17 protein-coding genes are annotated in these 13,630 nt (G+C 69.8%); 10 read left to right on the top strand and 7 right to left on the bottom strand.

All coding sequences use genetic code 11. From position 1 onward, the window contains the following. Positions 1-99 precede the first annotated feature (99 nt). The 3 genes from ccsB (at position 100) to ABZ493_RS16280 (ending at position 2,026) form a co-directional block, all read left to right on the top strand. Positions 100-1,017, top strand: a complete 918-nt coding sequence (gene ccsB / locus ABZ493_RS16270; RefSeq protein ID WP_430583190.1) for a c-type cytochrome biogenesis protein CcsB — start codon at positions 100-102, stop codon at positions 1,015-1,017. Between the two features lie 107 nt (positions 1,018-1,124). Next, positions 1,125-1,778 (top strand): copper resistance CopC family protein, encoded by a 654-nt coding sequence (locus ABZ493_RS16275; protein WP_430583191.1) that lies wholly within the window; start codon positions 1,125-1,127, stop codon positions 1,776-1,778. Continuing rightward, positions 1,775-2,026: a hypothetical protein gene (locus ABZ493_RS16280; RefSeq protein WP_430583192.1), complete on the top strand. Its 252-nt coding sequence runs from the start codon at positions 1,775-1,777 to the stop codon at positions 2,024-2,026. The genes ABZ493_RS16275 and ABZ493_RS16280 overlap by 4 nt, the downstream gene beginning before the upstream one ends. Before the next feature lie 153 nt (positions 2,027-2,179). On the opposite strand, the gene ABZ493_RS16285 is transcribed toward ABZ493_RS16280, so the two are convergent. Further along, positions 2,180-2,932 carry a sodium/calcium exchanger protein gene (locus tag ABZ493_RS16285; protein ID WP_430583193.1) on the bottom strand — a complete coding sequence of 251 codons (753 nt, stop codon included), beginning with the start codon at positions 2,930-2,932 and terminating at the stop codon, positions 2,180-2,182. 15 nt (positions 2,933-2,947) lie between these two features. On the opposite strand from ABZ493_RS16285, the gene ABZ493_RS16290 reads away from it, so the two are divergent. After that, entirely contained in the window at positions 2,948-3,490 is a 543-nt protein-coding gene (locus tag ABZ493_RS16290; RefSeq protein ID WP_430583194.1) for a GNAT family N-acetyltransferase, read from the top strand. Positions 3,491-3,646: 156 nt separating this feature from the next. On the opposite strand, the gene ABZ493_RS16295 is transcribed toward ABZ493_RS16290, so the two are convergent. Next, a complete protein-coding gene (locus ABZ493_RS16295; protein ID WP_430583195.1) occupies positions 3,647-5,809 on the bottom strand; it encodes an ABC transporter permease in 2,163 nt (720 codons plus the stop codon). A gap of 153 nt (positions 5,810-5,962) precedes the next feature. Then, positions 5,963-6,739 carry an SDR family NAD(P)-dependent oxidoreductase gene (locus tag ABZ493_RS16300; RefSeq protein ID WP_430583196.1) on the bottom strand — a complete coding sequence of 259 codons (777 nt, stop codon included), beginning with the start codon at positions 6,737-6,739 and terminating at the stop codon, positions 5,963-5,965. Positions 6,740-6,813: 74 nt separating this feature from the next. On the opposite strand from ABZ493_RS16300, the gene ABZ493_RS16305 reads away from it, so the two are divergent. The 4 genes from ABZ493_RS16305 to ABZ493_RS16320 all read left to right on the top strand — a co-directional run bounded on the left by ABZ493_RS16305 (position 6,814) and on the right by ABZ493_RS16320 (position 10,159). Next, on the top strand, positions 6,814-7,428 hold the full coding sequence (locus ABZ493_RS16305) for a TetR/AcrR family transcriptional regulator (RefSeq protein ID WP_430583197.1): 615 nt from the start codon (positions 6,814-6,816) through the stop codon (positions 7,426-7,428). Beyond that, entirely contained in the window at positions 7,425-9,173 is a 1,749-nt protein-coding gene (locus ABZ493_RS16310) for a CocE/NonD family hydrolase (RefSeq protein WP_430583198.1), read from the top strand. Before ABZ493_RS16305 ends, ABZ493_RS16310 begins: the two co-directional genes overlap by 4 nt. A gap of 318 nt (positions 9,174-9,491) precedes the next feature. Further along, the gene (locus ABZ493_RS16315; protein WP_430583199.1) at positions 9,492-9,701 is read left to right on the top strand and encodes a hypothetical protein; all 210 of its coding nucleotides are present in this window, start codon (positions 9,492-9,494) and stop codon (positions 9,699-9,701) included. Between the two features lie 221 nt (positions 9,702-9,922). Beyond that, positions 9,923-10,159 carry a helix-turn-helix domain-containing protein gene (locus ABZ493_RS16320; protein WP_430583200.1) on the top strand — a complete coding sequence of 79 codons (237 nt, stop codon included), beginning with the start codon at positions 9,923-9,925 and terminating at the stop codon, positions 10,157-10,159. A gap of 114 nt (positions 10,160-10,273) precedes the next feature. Here ABZ493_RS16320 and ABZ493_RS16325 read toward each other — a convergent pair whose 3' ends face one another. Next, positions 10,274-10,447 (bottom strand): hypothetical protein, encoded by a 174-nt coding sequence (locus ABZ493_RS16325; RefSeq protein ID WP_430583201.1) that lies wholly within the window; start codon positions 10,445-10,447, stop codon positions 10,274-10,276. Between the two features lie 147 nt (positions 10,448-10,594). On the opposite strand from ABZ493_RS16325, the gene ABZ493_RS16330 reads away from it, so the two are divergent. Further along, positions 10,595-11,107, top strand: a complete 513-nt coding sequence (locus tag ABZ493_RS16330; RefSeq protein WP_430583202.1) for a hypothetical protein — start codon at positions 10,595-10,597, stop codon at positions 11,105-11,107. A gap of 1 nt (position 11,108) precedes the next feature. Here ABZ493_RS16330 and ABZ493_RS16335 read toward each other — a convergent pair whose 3' ends face one another. After that, positions 11,109-12,110, bottom strand: a complete 1,002-nt coding sequence (locus tag ABZ493_RS16335; protein WP_430583203.1) for an ATP-dependent DNA ligase — start codon at positions 12,108-12,110, stop codon at positions 11,109-11,111. A 2-nt stretch (positions 12,111-12,112) separates the two neighbouring features. Further along, the gene (locus tag ABZ493_RS16340) at positions 12,113-12,334 is read right to left on the bottom strand and encodes a DUF2188 domain-containing protein (protein WP_430583204.1); all 222 of its coding nucleotides are present in this window, start codon (positions 12,332-12,334) and stop codon (positions 12,113-12,115) included. Between the two features lie 256 nt (positions 12,335-12,590). On the opposite strand from ABZ493_RS16340, the gene ABZ493_RS16345 reads away from it, so the two are divergent. Then, positions 12,591-12,785: a hypothetical protein gene (locus ABZ493_RS16345; RefSeq protein WP_430583205.1), complete on the top strand. Its 195-nt coding sequence runs from the start codon at positions 12,591-12,593 to the stop codon at positions 12,783-12,785. 4 nt (positions 12,786-12,789) lie between these two features. Here ABZ493_RS16345 and ABZ493_RS16350 read toward each other — a convergent pair whose 3' ends face one another. Then, positions 12,790-13,554, bottom strand: coding sequence for a hypothetical protein (locus tag ABZ493_RS16350; protein WP_430583206.1), 765 nt, complete (start codon positions 13,552-13,554; stop codon positions 12,790-12,792). Between the last annotated feature and the right edge of the window lie 76 nt (positions 13,555-13,630).

Below are 13,630 nucleotides of genomic sequence, written 5' to 3' on the forward strand. Positions count from 1 at the left end.
AGTGGGGCTCGTGGGCGCCGCATTCCTCGCGGACACCGCCGGGCGGCCTGGTCGCGACCCGCCTGCCCTGCTGCGGTCCGGGTCGCGGAGAGGACCCTCATGCCCGCCTCCGACCTCAGCGTCCTGTTCGCGTGGGCTGCCGTGACAGCCCTGACCACCGCCATGATCGCCTTCGCCATCGACCTGTCCCGGCAGGCCGACCAGCGCACCGGAGCGCCGCCCGGCGCAGCCCCGCCGAGCGACGTCACACGCCCACGGCGGGCCGCCGGCGCCGCGATGGCCACCACCTGGGTCGCCACCGTGATGCTCATCGCCTCGATCACGATGCGCGGGGTCGCTGCCGGCCGCGCGCCCTGGTCGAACATGTACGAGTTCACCCTCGTGGGGGCCTGCACCGCCCTGCTGGTGTTCGTCCTGATCAACCTGCGCCGTGACCTTCGGTTCCTCGGCACCTTCGTCACGGGAATCGCAGCCCTGTTCGTCGTCCTCGCGCTCAATGCCTTCTACGTCCCCGCCACCGGGCTGTTCCCCGCGCTGCAGTCCTACTGGCTGGTCATCCACGTCGGCGTCGCCGTCGGCGCCGCCGGCATCTTCACCGTCGCGTTCATCCTGTCGATGCTGCAGCTGCTCGCCGACCAGCTCCAGGGGCGCCCGGACCCCACCCCACGGGCATTGCAGTGGGTGGCTCACCTGCCCGCGCCCGCCGCGCTCGAGGCGCTGTCGTTCCGGCTCAACGCCGTCGGATTCGTCGCCTGGACCTTCACCCTCATCGGCGGGGCCATCTGGGCAGAGGACGCCTGGGGCCGGTACTGGGGATGGGACCCCAAGGAGGTGTGGACCTTCGTCATCTGGGTCGTCTACGCCGCCTACCTGCACGCACGCATGACCCGCGGCTGGGCCGGCAGGCGCTCCGCCTACTTCGTCCTGGTGGGCTACACCTGCGTCATCTTCAACTTCACCGTGGTCAACCTCGTGATCAACGGCAAGCACTCCTACTCCGGGCTGACCACCGGATGACACATCCCACCACCGAGGCACGGCCGCCGCCCGCGCGCTCTGCACCCGCACGTCGTGGCCTTCCGGCCGCCCGGCACGAAAACACCACCCCGATCCAGGAGAGCTCCGTGTTCCGCACCGTCCGCCGCACCATCACAACCCTGGCCGCGCTCTGCGTCGCCGCCACCACCGTTCTCGCCACCGCACCCGTCGCCAGCGCACACGACGAGCTGCTGTCCTCCAAGCCCGCCAACGGCAAGACGGTCGACACGAGCCCGGGCCAGATCGTGCTGAACTTCAGTGCCGACCTCATCCTCACCGGCGCGCAGATCGCCGTCACCGACGCCGCGGGAACACAGGTCCCTACCGGCGAGGTCGCAGTCGACGGACCCCAGGTCACCGCATCCCTCCCCGCAGACATGGCCGCCGGCGGTTACGACGTGTCCTGGCGCGTCGTGTCCTCCGACGGGCACCCGATCGACGGCGACTTCACCTTCGAGCTCGCCGCAACCGACACGACGCCCAGCCCCACCCCCACGGCATCTGACTCGCAGCCGGACGACGCAGAGGCAGCCGGCCCCGACCCTGCACCGACCGCCGACCAGACCGAGGAACCCTCCACGGAACTCGCGATCGACCCCCCGGAGAGCACCGAGAACGCCAACAGCGTCTCGCCTACCGTCCTGTGGCTGTTCGCCGGCGCCATCGTGGCCCTGCTGATCACGCTCGCAGTCCTCACCGCGATCACCAAGCGGCGCGAACGAAACCAGGAGCAGAAGTGACCAGCGACGCCGAGACCCAAGCACCAGAGACGTTCACCCCGCAGACCGCGGCGGCGCTCCGCACCTCCGCGCTCCGGCTGGCCGACATCGTGTTGCGATACGCCAACGGCGCGACGACGGACGACGCCACAGTGCCCGGCATCGAGCTCGACACCTTGACCGACGAGTTCGAAGCGGCCCTTCGCGCCTTCAACACCGCGGCGTTCCACCACACCGGCACCGCGGCACTGCTCCTGGACCCTCGCTAGGAGGCGAAGCCACGGGCGCCACCGACCCGTGCGAGGAGAACCACGGCTGTCGAGATGTCCAGGAGCCAACCTGGGAGTGCGCCAAGATCGACCGTTGAGCTGCCTGCCGGGCCAGCACTCGTGGCCGACCCGGCAGGCGGCTTCACGAAGGGTCTACTCGGTGTTGGTCCGGAAGGGCGCGGTAAGGGTCGGGATGATGTGTCGGCGCTGCACGATGAGTATGGCGACGCTGATGGCTGCGTAGATCCCCGACAGGACGAAGCGTCCCGTCGTGCCGGTGACGGCGAACTGGATGACGAACAGCCCGAGGAGCGTCCAGGCAGACCAGCGGTGGAACCGCAGGCCGAGCAGGATGGCGACGCCCATCATGGTCTGGGTGGCGGTGAGCAGGACCTCCTCGACCTGCCGGGTGTCCAGGACCAGCGATGCGGTGCCGCCGCCGGCGAGGTAGGCGATCGGCAGCGACCCGACCAGCAGGGTCCACTGGTTGATCTTGGAGGAGATCAGGGTGGCGATCGCCGCGGTGCCCTTGCCACGCCACGCGAACAGCACGGCGATGATGAACTCAGGTGCCTCGGACGCGAGCGGCGCGAGCCATTGCACGAGGAGGAACTCGTCGATCCCGAGCTGGGAGCCGGAGGCGACGAGCGACTCGGCGAACGGCTCCGCACACGCCAGGATCACGGCGGCGGCGAGCACGAACAGGCCTCGGACGTCCGGCTGCGCTGGTCCGGCCACCGCCTCGTCGTCCAGGCCCGCCTGCACCTTGCCCCCGGCACCACCATCGCGGCCCGCGGACCAGGCGGCCGCTGCGGCGGAATACGCCATCCGCCACGCGTTGCCCGCCGTCGGGACCGTCGACCTCACCGTGGCGCCGAGCACGCCCGCGACCGCGTCAACCGTCACTCCCCAGGAGAGCCCGTGACCGACGCTGCGCCTTCCCTCGCCCAGCTCACAGCCCCCGGCGATGTCACCGCCGAGCAGCACTCGGCGCTCACTGCGTGCTGGGTCGAGGTGACCAACGCGGGTGGCGCAGCGGGGTTCCCCTTCCCGCCGGTGGAAGCCGCCGACGTGGTGCCCTCACTCGACGCGATCATCCAGAACCTCGATCCGCAGACCAGTCGCCTCCTGATCGCCGAGCACGACGGACAGCTCGCCGGCTGGCTCAACCTCCGACGAGACCAATGGCCGCTCATCTCCCACTGGGGCACCATCCACCACCTCCAGGCCCGCCCGATCCTGCAAGGCCGTGGCCCAGGAACAGCCCTCATGACCGAGGCCCGCCGCGTCGCCCGAGACGAGATGGACCTCGAACAGCTCCACCTCGCCGCGGGTGGCGGCGCGGGCCTCGAAGCCTTCTACGCGAGCCTGGGCTGGAAAGAGCTCGGACGCTGGCCCGACGCCCTACGCCTCGCAGGCGGAGACGACCGCGACGAGGTCCTCATGCTCCTCGCGCCGCTCTGACCGTGCCGGCGGCGCATCCCGCACACCCGAGGTTTCGAAACATCCAGAACCCCATTCTGGCGCGCCTCAGAATCGGTCGGTTCTGAACCGGGGTCGCACTTCACGCGCGGGGGCCGGATTCAGGTTGCGACCCTGGTCTCGCCAGTGTCTGGATGCTCATCGCTCTATTGGAGGCGTCCGACTTCCGTCGTCTTCCTGCGTGGACGCGGGAGCCGCGTCCGACAGGATTGTCTGCACGACAGGGTGGGCGTCGTCGGCGGCTGTCAGCGGTGTGGTGCGGACGGGCTTGAGCTTGTCGATGAGCATCACGAGGGTGAGTGAGATCGCGCCCCAGAGCCCGACGAAGACCAGCTCGTGCGCGAGAGTGTCCGAGCCGAAGTACAGGATCGAGCGGATCGACTCGACGGCGGCGGGCATCGGCAGGACGTCGTGCAGGAGCCTGAAGACCTCGGGCGTCATGTAGATGGACAGCGCGCCTCCAGAGGCGGGCACGCCGAGGAAGACCAGGATCCCGACTGCTGGGATGACGGCGTACAGCCCGATGAGCCTGGAGAACACGAGCGTGACCGTCGCGGTGGCGAACACTGCCACGACCCCTGCGCCGTAGAGGGGCAGGAAGTCTCCGCTGACGGCGCCGACGATGGGGCCTGCGATGAGCCAGATCATGGCCGGCGCGAACAGGGCCCAGGCTCCGAGGATCGGCAGCAGCGTCCGGAGCCGCATGATCGCGGGCGCGGCGCTTGCGGCGACGATGACGATCAGGATCCCGGCCATCATCCAGCCCTGGGCGATTCCCAGGCTGACGGACCCGGCGGAGTCGCGGGCGTCGACGGGGGCGAGGTTGTCGATCCTCAGGCCGGCGTCCTGGGAGTCGGCGACTTGCCGGAAGATCGACTCGACCAGCTTCGCCTGGCTGACGCCCGCGGCCTGGTTGACGGTGAGCGTCGCTTCGGGGGTGCTCGTGGGCAGCTGGTAGGCCGCGACGACCTCCCTGCTGCGGACCTGGTCGGCAGCCGTGTCCGTCGAGTCGAAGGCGCGCAGGTCGAACAGTTCCCCGGTGCTCTGCTCGAGTCCCGCCACGGCGTTTTCGGCTTGTTCTGTAGTCCCTGCGACCACGGCGATGGGCATGTCCTTCGGAGACGGCTGGTACGTGCTCGCCAGGAGCGTGGAGAGCAGCATCACGATCATGATCACGGGGAACATCGCGATCGAGAGGTACTTCCCGAGGGCGGAGTGAGGCTTGGACCCGCCGGTGAGGGTGAGCATGGTCGGCTCGGGGTCCGTGTGTTCGGGGTTGCGGCGGCGGCGGGCGTCGATGGCCAGGATCGCTGCGAACGCGACCAGGGCGCCGAGGATGAGCACGAGGATGTGCGGCCACGCGCCGTTGCCGTCGAAGTAGATGATCGATGCGAGGGCCTGTCCGGTCGCGGGTGTCGGCAGGAACTGCTGGAGCATGGCGAACACGCCGGGCATCGTGTGGATCGACGATGTCAGCCCTGATGCAGGCCCGCCGAGGACGCTGATGAACAGCACGGCTGCCAGGGACGCCATTGGTCCGAGGATGCGCGTGAGGAAGACCTGGACGAGTCCGACCGTGAAGACCGACAGCCAACCGATCCCGATCACGGGCAGGGCGTGACCCTCGAACGCCCCGAGGAGCGGACCGACGATCCACCAGATCAGGGGCGCCGTCACCGTGGCCCATGCCGCCAGGATCGGCACGATCCGTCGGATCCGCAGCGTCTTGGGCGAGGCCGAGAGAATCAGGCTCATCGGCATGTACCCGGCCATGATGAACGCCATCGCGAGGAACATGACCGCCACCCCGCCGGTGTCGTGCTCACCGAGCGGCACCAGGTCGCTGACCTGGGAGTCGATGCCGAGCGCGATCAGCTGCGGCGCCACGAGGGCCTGCACCAGCGACGCCTGCGAGGGACCGGCAGCGCCCGCGGTGGCGATGGTGGCCGTCTCGCCCGGGCCCCCCAGTCTGACGGCGCCGGCGATCTCACGGTCGACCACCCTCTGTTGCGCCGCGGCCGCGTCGTCCATGACCTCGAAGTCGACGGCACCGGGCTCTTCTGCGTCGACCGCGGCGATCAGCTGGTCGATCTGTGCCTCGGGTCCGACCACGGCGATCGGCAGGTCGTGCGGAGTCGGGTTATGGGTGGTCAGCAGGGTACCTGTGACCATCATCGCCACGATGAGCAGCGGGAAGAGGAAGACGGCGACCAGGCGGCCGATCGCCTCGCGCTTGTCGGGCGCCGGGTCTTGCTCGCCGGCTCGGGTCGAAGTGGGCTCCTGCGGAGCGATGGTTGTCACGGCGTCTCGGGTCCTTCGTCTTGATGCAGATGTGTGCGCGGGATGGTGCGGCTTCGTCGGCGCACGCTTCTGCGGTGGCGTGATGGCTACCCGCTCATCACGCCACCGTCGAAGTCCGGTCTCCGGGCGGTCGGGCCCGGCGACCCGGGTGTCTTACCCCTGGGTCATGTCCGCGCGGAGCCGGGCGCCGCCGTCCACCCGGATGACCTGCGCGTTGAGGTACGGCGTTCGCACGATCGTCTCGACCAGGGTCGCGAACTCCTCGGGGTGCCCGACCCGCTTCGGGAACGTGTTGTCGCGCACGAGCATCGCCTGGATCTGCGGGTCAGTGAGCCGCGGCGTCCCGAAAGCACCTGGGGCGATCGCGTTCACCCGGATCCCGCGCGGCGCGAGATCGCGCGCCATCGGCAGCACCATCGACGCCACGCCGCCCTTGGCGGCCGCGTACGGAACCATCGTCGCTTGACCGTCGAAGGCGCTGATCGAGGCAGTCTGCACGATGACGCCACGCTGCCCATCGCTGTCAGGCTCGTTGCGGCCCATGGCACCTGCGGCGATCCGGGCCAGGTTGAACGGCCCGAGGACGTGCAGGTCGAAGTTCGCGCGCATGGCGTCCTTCGACAGCAGCGTGCCGTCTTCCTCCACCATGCGCCCGGCGCGGATCACCACACCGGTGGCGGCCACGGTCGCGAAGAGCGAGCCGAGCTCGCCAGCGGCATCGACCGCGCGCTCGACCACGTCGTCGTCGATCGTGTCGCCGGCGACGAAAACGGCTCTCGGCCCCACGTCCCTCACCAGCGCCCGCGCCCGGTCTTCGTCGATATCGACGACGACGACACCGAAGCCAAGCTCGGCCAGGCGCCGAACGGTGGCACTGCCAAGCCCTCCCGCGCCTCCGGCGACGATCGCTGATCTTCCTTCGAAGGACATCTCGTTCTCTTCTCCACTGTCGGCAGGCCGAGGCGGCTCCTCGGCAGCGCACACGTTACTACCCACTTGTCACTTTGGGAACACCTGTATATTATCGTGGTGTGGAAGCGACGACAGAGGACAAGAGGGTGCGGCGATCGCGTGCGGCGCTCGTGGAAGCCGCCATCCGACTGGTCACCGAACGGGAGACCGCGGCGATCTCCGTCACCGAGCTCACCGATGCTGCCGACGTCAGCCGCAAGCTGCTGTACCAGCACTTCGGGGACCGCGATGCACTGCTGGTCGCGGCGACGGTCGACTTCACCGAAAGGGCCCTGAGCGATGTGGGTGCGGAGGATCCGGTGGAGCGAATGGTCGCCCTCACGCGGCACCTCGCCGAGCACCGGGCCTACTACCGCGCGATCTTCAGCGGCCCATGCGCGTTCGCCGCGAGCGAGGCGCTCAAGGACCTGTTCAGCGATCTCAACCGGTCGTCCGTCGGCGCACTGTTCGGCGACCTCGACCGCGCCGCGCTGGACGACATGAGGCTGTTCTTCGCCGCCGGGGTCCAGGCGATCGTGCGCAGCTGGATCACCAGCCCCCGGTCGCCGGCCGACCCGGACGAGCTCGACGACCGTCTGCGGCGCGTGGCCACGATCTTCGCCGAGTCCATCAACCGATCTGCAACGTCCCACCAGGAGAGCTCATGACCATCACCATCGAGAAGAATGTCCGCGTGCCCATGCGGGACGGGGTCGAGCTGACCACCGACCTGTATCTGCCCGGCGAGGGGCCCGCGCCCGTGCTGCTCGTGCGGCTGCCCTACGGCAAGGACATGATCAGCAAGCTCGGCCAGCCGGTGCTGCCCACTCCGCTCGCGTTCGCCGAGGTCGGCTACGCCGTGGTGTGGCAGGACTGCCGCGGTACGTGGGGCTCGGACGGCGTCTTCACCCCGCAGGCCGGCGACGCGGCCGACGGCGTCGACACCCTGGAGTGGATTCGCCGGCAGCCCTGGTGCGACGGGAACGTCGGCATGTACGGGTCGTCCTTCCTGGGGCTGACCCAGTGGGCACTGGCGTCGGAGGCCCCGGAAGGACTCAAGGCCATCGCACCCGCCACCGCGCCCGTCGACTTCCAGTACGTCCGACACGACCGCGCCGGTGGGCTGTTCTGGCACACCAGCCTCACGTGGTCCGCGAGCATGAACCAGACGCTCGCGTTGCGGGCGCTGCAGCGCGGCGAGGGTGATATGGCCGCCATGATGCAGGCCGCGCAGGTGGCAGCCGACCCCGAGCCCCACCTGCTCAAGCTCCCGATCGGCGACCAGCCGATCCTCAACCAGCAGTGGCCCTGGTGGAAGGAGTCCCTGGAGCACCCCGTCGACGATCGGTTCTGGACCGAGTCCGCGCCCAGCCACCGGATTGCTGACGTCGCCGCCCCCGGCCTCCACGTGGGCGGCTGGTTCGACATCTTCGTGGCCGAGACCACGCGGGCCTTCGCCCGGCTGCGCGCCGAGGCCGCGACCCCCGAGGCCCGGCAGAACCAGAGGCTCCTCATCGGACCGTGGGATCACCGCAACCAGGAGGGCCTCTACCGCGACCGGTCCTTCGGCCCGCGGGCAAGCGCACTGAGCTCGGACCTCACCGGCGCGCACGTACGCTTCTTCAACCACCACCTGCGCGGAGACGCCACCGCCGACGCCGGGGACGCACCCGTGCGGATCTTCGTCATGGGCATCGACCAGTGGCGTGACGAGCAGGACTGGCCTCTGCCCGACACCCGCTACGTCGACTACTTCCTCGGCGGGTCCGGCCACGCCAACACCGCCGGTGGCGACGGCATGCTCACCCCCGACGCGCCGACCGGTGAGGCCGCCGACACCATCCGCTACGACCCCGCCGATCCCGTCCCCACCATCGGCGGCCGGCGTCTCTCGCCGGGCAACGTCGCCGCAGCCGGGTTCACCGCGGGGCCCCTCGACCAGACTCCGGTCGAGGCCCGCGACGACGTGCTGTGCTTCACCACTCCGGTGCTCGACGAGCCGCTGGAAGTGACCGGCGAGGTCTCCGCCGTGCTGCACGTGTCGTCGTCGGCACGTGACACCGACTTCACCGCGAAGCTCGTCGACGTCTTCCCGGACGGCCGCGCCCTCTACCTCGCTGACGGCCTTCTGCGTGCGCGCTACCGCGACTCGCTCACCGAGCCCGAACTGATGGAGCCGGGGCACGAGTACGAGGTGACGGTGAACCTCGGACCGACCTCCAACGTGTTCCTCCCGGGCCACCGGCTGCGCGTCGAGGTATCGAGCAGTAACTTCCCGCGCTACGACCGCAACACGAACACTGGCGGCGACATCACCCACGACACCGCCGAGCCGGTCGTGGTCACGAACACCGTGCTGCACGGCCCGCAGCACCGCAGCCGCCTGATCCTCCCCGTGATCGAGCGTCCTTAACGATCGAGCCCTCGCCACCACCTGCCTACGCGGGTGGTGGCCGAGCTCGCTCACCGGCACGGGAACGAGCCCCACGGCAATCGGCGCCCGGGTCGATATCGGGAGGTTTCGAAACCTCCAGAACTCGTTTCTGGCGCGCCTCAGAAACGGTGGCGGTCTCAACCCACCGTCGGTTCTGACGTGCGCCGCTTGCCGGCCGGCCCGACATGCTCGTGTGAAGCTGCTCCCCTGACATCGGTGCCGCGCCGTCGGGTGTCTGAGCGGGCTGCCATGCTGGGCGCAGCCCTGGGTCCAACGAGCGTGAGGGGATCGACGACGATGACCAGTTTCAATTTCGACAAGAAGGCCATGGGCGCGCTTGAGAAGCAGGTCCAGCAAGGGCTCAAGAAGGCGGAGGTGGAGGCGAACCGTGCGGCGGACCGTGAGTCGACGCCCGAAGCGAAGGCGCGCGCCTTCGCACGTGTGCTGCGTAAGCACGGCGTCGAGAACGTGAACGAAGCCGAACTCCGCCGGAAATTTGGCGCCTGAGTCGTTAAATGGGCGTCGTCACCAGCGCGAACGGGCCTCGCGAGGTGCGGGCTGTTGCATCAGATGCAACTCGCACCAGTCCTCAACCGATAACCCGGATTATGTCCGATAGAGGGTGTTTGTCCGCTTTCCAGATGTTCAGAGTAGGACCTGAACCAAGTCAGATGATGGCCTGTGGACAGGCGGGTCGCTCGCCTCTCCGGCGCTGGGAAGATGGCGGCATGACGACCTCGCCCCGCTTCCTGTCCGTGAAGGACGTCGCCGACGAGCTCGCGATCACCGAGACGGCCGTGTACACGCTGCTCAAGACGCGCGAGGTGCCGGCGATTCAGGTCGGGCCGAAGCGAGTGTGGCGGATCGAACGGGTGAAGCTCGAGGAGTACATCGAGCGGCAGTACGCGGCCGCGCGTGACGCCATCGCCAAGGGGCAGGTCGCACCCGAGGGCGCCGAGGAGTAGTTCAGTCCCGTGCGGCCCGCCGCGCACGACGCGCGGCCGCAGCCCGGTCGAGTCGGCAGCGCCGACAGCGGCGCCGGTGACGCCCAAGCTCTCTGCACGGGTCGAGCGTCGGCGTCAGATCCCTGCGACCCGGATCGTGATGAGCCGCTCGCCGTCCTTGAGCTGTTCGTCCAGAAGGGCCCTTCCGTCCTCGTACGTCGGGGCCTCGACCTCGACCTCCCGCACCTGGGTCTCATGCGTGCCCGAGTTGTCGGGCGGGATGGTCTCGACGTGCGCGCGCAGGATCACGACGGGAGCGTAGTCGGCGCGCGCCGGGCGGTTGGTTGCTCCGGGCGGGGTGAAGACGTCAGGACTCCTTGACGAAGACGTGGTGTCTCGTGGTAGAGTTCACGTCTCGACGCACAAGACGTGCGTCATCGACGGAGAGGGGTCCAGGTGATCCTCGTAAACATCAACCGGTCCGGTGCGAAGGCCGTGACGCCGGAGCAGATCAAGGACGTAGCCCGTGGGGCCTGGGTCCTGTCCGAGAGCTCGGAGAAGGAGTACGCGGACGTGCTGGTCGCGGTCCGCAAGAACACCGTCGTCGGCGCCTGGGACATCGCGAAGACCAAGCGCGAGGACGACGGTCGAGCGACGTTCGTCCTCAAGAAGAAGTCCAGCGAGTTCGAAGACCTCATCGGCCAGGAGTCCCCTGTGGTGTGGACCCAGGGGCAGGCGAACCCGGTCAAGCTCGTCGAGACGACGACGATGCAGCAGAAGTCCTCGGCCGTGGAGCTCACGCGGGAGGGAAACCGCCGGGTCCAGCTCGACGGATGGACCTTGATCGTCTACCCCGACGACCGGGCGCGGATCTCGCCCCCTGGCGACTCCCGGATCATCGTCGAGTCCGCCTTCCCCGGGCCGAGCGGTGCCAACGTCACCGTTCGGATCGACGACCGCAAGAACTAGGTCATGCGCCAGGGGGAAGTTCGACGCCCTCGACCTCAAGATCGGGGCGAGGGCGTCGAAAGCGCAGCGGGTGACGGAACGACCGCCCCGACCACGCGGCGTCCGCGCTGACCTCGACGACGAGCGGCTCGACGAGCGTCAGGTCCACCGGCCCGCGGTCGTTCCCGAAGCGCCCGAATGCGCCGGGGCTGACCTGCTCGGGCCACGGGTGCGGCCCTACCGGGGCCCGGAGGTGCGCTGCGAGGCTCCGGCGGAGGGTCGGGTTCAACGGGGTGGACCGTCCGACGATGCGCAGCTTGCCGTTGATGGGCAGGCCGGCGACGACCTGCTGCGGCGCGGCACGGGGCCCGATCACGGCGGCACAGATGACGTCGAGGGTGGAGCGGTGCTTGACCTTGAGCCAGTCGCGCTGCCCGCCGCGATAGGTCTGTCCGCCGCCCTTGACGACCAGGCCCTCGACGCCGGCAACGACGTAGGTCTCGAACCACTCGCGTGCCTCGTCGACGTCGGACGTGATGGGCGAGAGGTTCAGCGGTGGCCGCCACATGGCGGCCAGATCCTCGAGCAACGCGCGCCGGAGCCTCAGCGGCATGGCCCGCACGTCGTCACCACCGGTCGCCAGCACGTCGAACACGGCCGCAGACGCCGGGTGGGCGCGGGCGTGCTGCGCTGCCGCGCGCGGGCCGCGGCCCATGCGCTCCTGCAGGGCGCCGAAGTCGAGCCGGCCCGCCGTCCAGACGACCAGCTCGCCGTCGAGCACGGTCCCGGAGGCGAGTTGGTCGGCGGCGGCCGCGGCAACTTCGGGGAACGTGGTCGTGAGGTCGGTGCCGCGGCGTGACCACAGGCTCACCCGGGCGCCATCGCGCGCGATCACGCACCGGAAGCCGTCCCACTTCGGCTCGTACAGGCACCCCCCGGGCAGCGCCGTCGGTGCCGGGATCTGCTCAACCGCGCGGGCAAGCGCGACGTCGACCGGCAGCCGCAGTCCCGGCGGCAGGCCCACGGTCAGCCGGGCACGTTGCGCGGGTCGTGCCCGTGCGAGTCCTTCTGCGCGATCGTGCCGTCAGCGTTCTTGATGACGAGCTCGGCGCTCTCGCGTCGTGCGGCGTCGCGGCCGGCCACGGTCGCGGCGTCCTTCGTCGCGTGGCTCGACAGCGGCTCGCTCTCGCCCTCGCGGCGTACATGCCACTGGTCGTCCTGGTGGTAGACCTCGATCGTCACGGCCACGGTCTGCTCCTCCGCCGGTATCCGTGGCCACCGTAGGAACCGGCCCGGATTACACGCACCTCGAGCTCCCTCGAGCTGCGTGTCACCAGCCGCCTTGCTCGACACCTTCCTTCGTCGGAACAGGCTCACCAGCCGCCCCACATAGGCGTCTGAAGCGAATTTCGACCCTGGCCGTCACAGCGGGGGTGCCCGCGGCACCTTCCTGCTAGTGAACGGGCCTCACCGCAGGCCGTGACCGACACGAGGAGCAGAAACCATGATCCAGCCCAGCGAGATCGCGACCAGGACCGTCATCGCGGCCGTCGCCTTCGCCGTCCTGTCCCATTGGCTGCCCGAGGGCACCACCCTCGTCGACCTCGGGATCGCCGTGGCACTCGCCATCCAACCCGGGAAGCGGCCCCCGTCCTCACCGGCCGCCCCCGGGGGTTCCGTGAACCGGGTTCGGGGCTAGCGCGTCACACGACGGCGCGCAGCGGGGCGCCGCGACGCCCGGGGATCGCTCGGCGAGCGGTCCCCGGGTGCGCGGGGTTGAAGGGGTCGAGCCTGGGCGTGGGCAGCGTCAACGTCCAGCGCTCCGGCCGGCCGCGGGCCTGCCGGTCGACGTCGAGCTCGCAGCGCTTGAGGTATCCCGCGCCGACGTCGACGCCCGACCACCGGGCGGTCGCGTGCAGGCGCAGTGCGGCGTGTTCCCACTCACCGGTGGCCACGATCCCGCTCCCCCGGTCCCTGGCTCGAGCGGTGAGGCGGCGTCGGTCGGCCGGCGTCAGGCCGGCGGCCGGGCCGGCGACGACGTAGGCCATGCCGTCCAGCAGCGCGGCGACCGTCTCCGCGCCGCGGCCGGCGACGTCGGGCACGACGATCAGGCGGTCGAGGGCGATCCCCGCGTCGGCCGCGGCGAGCAGCCCAAGGTCCGGCAGGCCGACGACCGCGAGCCAGTCCTCCGCGTGCTGCGAGGCAGCGAGCAGCGCGAGCAGCAGGCTCTTCGAGCCGGCGACGACGGACGCCGCGCCGACCGGGAGGCGGCCGCCGTCGAGGATCGCGGTGAACGGCTCGGCCGGAGCCTCGACGGGTCCCTCTTCGCTCCCCGCTCCCCTGCCGATCGCGCCCCATGCCGCCCAGCGCGGGGTGCGCTGGTCACCGTCGCGTACTCCCGTGCGCAGCTCGGCCGCCGCGAGGGCGGCCCGCGCTGCGCCGAGGCGGTCCGGCATGGTCATGGTCACCCGTCCATTATCGAACATGCGTTCGAGTCGGCTCTACCATGAGGGGGTGACAGGCGAAGGTCGGCGAGACGATCGC

It is taken from the genome of Isoptericola sp. NPDC019482 (assembly GCF_040632295.1).
Classification (GTDB): Bacteria; Actinomycetota; Actinomycetes; order Actinomycetales; family Cellulomonadaceae; genus Isoptericola.